At 64.0% G+C, this 3,390-nt stretch carries 2 protein-coding genes; one reads left to right on the top strand and one right to left on the bottom strand.

All coding sequences use genetic code 11. The features are described from left to right. Positions 1-263: 263 nt before the first annotated feature. Positions 264-1,880, bottom strand: a complete 1,617-nt coding sequence (locus HX792_RS27990) for a PvdJ/PvdD/PvdP-like protein (protein WP_176999113.1) — start codon at positions 1,878-1,880, stop codon at positions 264-266. A gap of 142 nt (positions 1,881-2,022) precedes the next feature. Here HX792_RS27990 and pvdM point away from each other — a divergent pair, with 142 nt between their 5' ends. Then, the gene (pvdM, locus tag HX792_RS27985) at positions 2,023-3,372 is read left to right on the top strand and encodes a pyoverdine-tailoring dipeptidase-like protein PvdM (protein WP_176999112.1); all 1,350 of its coding nucleotides are present in this window, start codon (positions 2,023-2,025) and stop codon (positions 3,370-3,372) included. The last annotated feature ends 18 nt before the right edge of the window (positions 3,373-3,390 follow it).

Genomic DNA, 3,390 nt, shown 5'->3' with positions numbered 1-3,390 from the left:
GGGGGTAACCTGCCTGATAAGTCACGGTTGAGGAGAAAGTCCGTTTTCAGCTGCCGCTTGGATCGGGGTGTGCTGGTTGCCCGGTAAAAAATGCGGGCGCAGCCGGGGGCCTGGAGGGGCTTCCGACAGGGTTGGGAAATTAAGGGATTTGCAGCGCGGGGGGTGACATGGGAAGCGGGGACAAGCGCGGATCAGAGCGGGTTCAATTTAAATTCAGGTTTTTTTGAGCGCCCCCACGATGAAGCGTGAGAGCGATCGAAGGCTCACTTGAGCTTCAAGTTGCGTGCATACCACGGCCGTTTCGGCACGCGCTTGAACAAGCCCTTGAGCACGTCTTCATCCGCACCAAAGGTAATGCGCAGAGCCAGCTTCATGACCTCCGGGTCCATCTCCATCGACTTGCCCACCTGCAACCCGGGCGTGGTGCTGCAGCCGTGGGTGTCCGGGCCCAGCCAGGGGTCTGCCACTTCCACCCAACGGCCCGGGGCGAACCAGGCCACGCCGTTGACTTCCAGCCGGCTGACCTCGCCCGGGTTGAAGCGCTCATGGGCACGAAACCAGTCTTCGACACGGTCGTCGATCCAGCCGTGGAAGTGCCAGAACACCGGGTTTACATGGGAGGAAAACGGGTCGCCGAGGAAGTCGTTCTCGGCCGCGTACCAGCGGGCGGCAAAGTCGGCGGGGTCGCGGGCAAACGGCACCGGGCCGCCGTTGGACGGGTCACGGGGCACGGAGGCCCAGCGCATGTGCAACCAGTCGTGCAGACCCAGCTCCATCTCCGACCCCAACTGGCCCAGAGTCAGCTTGGCCAGGTAGCGCGGGTCGCGGTATTGGGATTCCCACACCTGGAAATTGCTGTGGTAGGTCTCGGCGGCCTTGATATCGCTGACCCATTGTGTGTAGTCCGCGTCGTTTGGCGCCGACCAGGTGGGCGGCAAGGCAAAGCCGTCGCTGTTGTCGAAGTAGCGCACGAAGCCCAGGCGGTCACGTTCCAGCGCCGGCTGGGGCTCAGGGAATTGCGGCCACGACGGCAGGTCCTGCATGGAGCGCGCCGTACCGAGCATGTGGCGGTGCATGAAGAAGAAGTCGATGCCCGAGCCGTTGCGGTCCTTGCGCTTGCCCCGTGCGTCGCGCTCCTGGCCGCGCGGCCCGGGCTGCCAGCCGATGCCGCGCAGGGCTTCCCGTTTGTCTTCGGACAGCTTGTGCCATTGGTCGCGGGTGGCGTGCCACAGCTGGTGGAACAGGCGATGTTCGGGGGCGATCAGCCAGGCCAGCAGGGTCGGATTTAGGCCGATTCGCTCGCGGGCTTCGGGGAACAGCTGTTTGTGGGCGATGAAGCGGTTGTCACGCTCGGTCAAGGCCAACGGGCGATCAAGGTTGAGGATCTGCCCGCTGAGGGTGCCGCTGCCGGCATTGCCAAACCCGCTCCAGACTTCGTCGAGGGTCATCTTGAATTCATAGGCCGGCACGCCACCGACGGCGTCACGGTCGATCAGCCGCCAATACAGCACGGCGCCGTCGCCGGTCAGCAGGTCACCCAGCACGCGGTAACGCGGCTCGCCTTCGGCGCGCAGGTTGGCGGCTGTGTCCAGGTAGCCCCGCAGGCCACGGCCACGGGGGGCGATGTCGAGCAGCAGCTCCAGGCCTTCCAACGGCAGCCCCTTGAGCCCGGCGTCATGCCCTTCCAGGCGCAGGCTCCAGACGCCGCGCAGGGTGTTCGCCAGGTGCTGGCCGTCGGTATCGGCCAGGTCCACCGTGGCCTCGCCAGGGGTGATCGGGAATTCTTCACGCGTCAGCTCGCGATGGGCATAAAGGGCCGCCGGCACGGCAGCGCCGGTCAGCGCCAGGCCTGCGATGAACCCACGTCGAGAGATCGTCATTGTCTACCTTAGGAAACGGCTTAATCAGAGCTAGAACGTTTGCAGCCACGGGAAATTTACCGGCGTGGCGCCGCCACCTAAATTTCCCCCGCCATCGCTCGTTCTTCCCTGATAGCAAAGGCCTCAACTGACTGAGATGGCAATGACAAAACCACGTTCGAAAAAGGCGCTGTACATCGGCCTGCCACTGGCATTGGCCATCGGTGCCGGCGCAGGCTTCCTGGCCTGGGACCACTGGTTCCGTGGCAATGCCGGCTACCCGCTGGCGGTGATCAAGCAGGCCAATGAAATGCAGGACCGGCTGCTGTCATTCGACAGCCACATCACCGTGCCCCTGGATTTCGGCACCGCCGACAACGAGGCCGACAAGGACGGCAACGGTCAGTTCGACCTGGCCAAGGCGGCACGCGGGCGCTTGTCGGGCGCCGCCCTGACGATCTTCGGCTGGCCGGAGATCTGGAACGGCCCCAACGCCCCGCACAAGCCCACCGACGGTTTTGTCGAGGAGGCCCGCCACGAGCAGGAGGTGCGCTACAAGATCATCTCCGGCATGGTGCGCGACTTCCCCAACCAGGTCGGCATTGCCTATACGCCGGACGATTTCCGTCGCCTGCATGGCGAGGGCAAGTTCGCGATCTTTATCAGCATGCTCAATGCCTACCCGTTGGGAAATGACCTGAACCAACTGGACCTGTGGACGGCGCGCGGCATGCGCATGTTCGGCTTCAGCTATATCGGCAATAACGCGTGGTCCGATTCGTCGCGCCCGCTGCCGTTCTTCAATGACTCCACCGACGCCCTTGAAGGCCTGTCGGAGATCGGCAAGCAAGCGGTGCACCGCCTGAACGACCTGGGCGTGATCATTGATGTGTCGCAGATGTCGACCAAGGCGCTGGAGCAAGTGGCGCAGTTGAGCCGCACACCGATGATCGCCTCACACTCGGCGCCGCGTGCGTCGGTGGATATTCCGCGCAACCTCAGCGACAAAGAACTGCAACTGATCAAGAACAGCGGCGGCGTGGTGCAGGTCGTGGGCTTCCCGGCCTACCTGCGCCCGCTGAGCCAGCCGACCCAGGACAAGCTCAATGCCCTGCGCGCACGGTTTGACCTGCCTCCCCTGCCCAACCTGGCCATGGCCCTGATGCCCGGCGACGCAATCATCGCGGCCTGGCCGGAGCAGAAGTTCGGCCAGTATGCCCAGGGCCTGTACGGCATTCTGGAAGAGGAACCCAAGGCCACCCTCAAGGACTGGGGCGATGCCATCGACTACACCGTGCGCAAGATCGGCATCGATCATGTCGGCATCGCGTCGGACTTCAACGACGGCGGCGGCATACAGGGCTGGGAGAACGTCGGCGAGGTGCGCAACGTCACCGCCGAACTGATCCAGCGCGGCTACTCCGAAGCGGACATCGCCAAGCTGTGGGGAGGCAACTTCCTGCGGGTGTGGGACCAGGTACAAAAAGCCGCCAAACCCTTGGCCAATCGCTAATCACCCATGAAGTGAGTC

The organism is Pseudomonas sp. B6002 (assembly GCF_013385985.1).
Lineage (GTDB): Bacteria > Pseudomonadota > Gammaproteobacteria > Pseudomonadales > Pseudomonadaceae > Aquipseudomonas.
This window is presented reverse-complemented; position numbering and strand designations above follow the sequence as displayed.

Coding starts and splice junctions, on each gene's coding strand:
- HX792_RS27990 (WP_176999113.1), bottom strand. CDS start 1,880: ATGACGATCTCTCGACGTGGGTTCATCGCAGGCCTGGCGCTGACCGGC.
- pvdM (WP_176999112.1), top strand. CDS start 2,023: ATGACAAAACCACGTTCGAAAAAGGCGCTGTACATCGGCCTGCCACTG.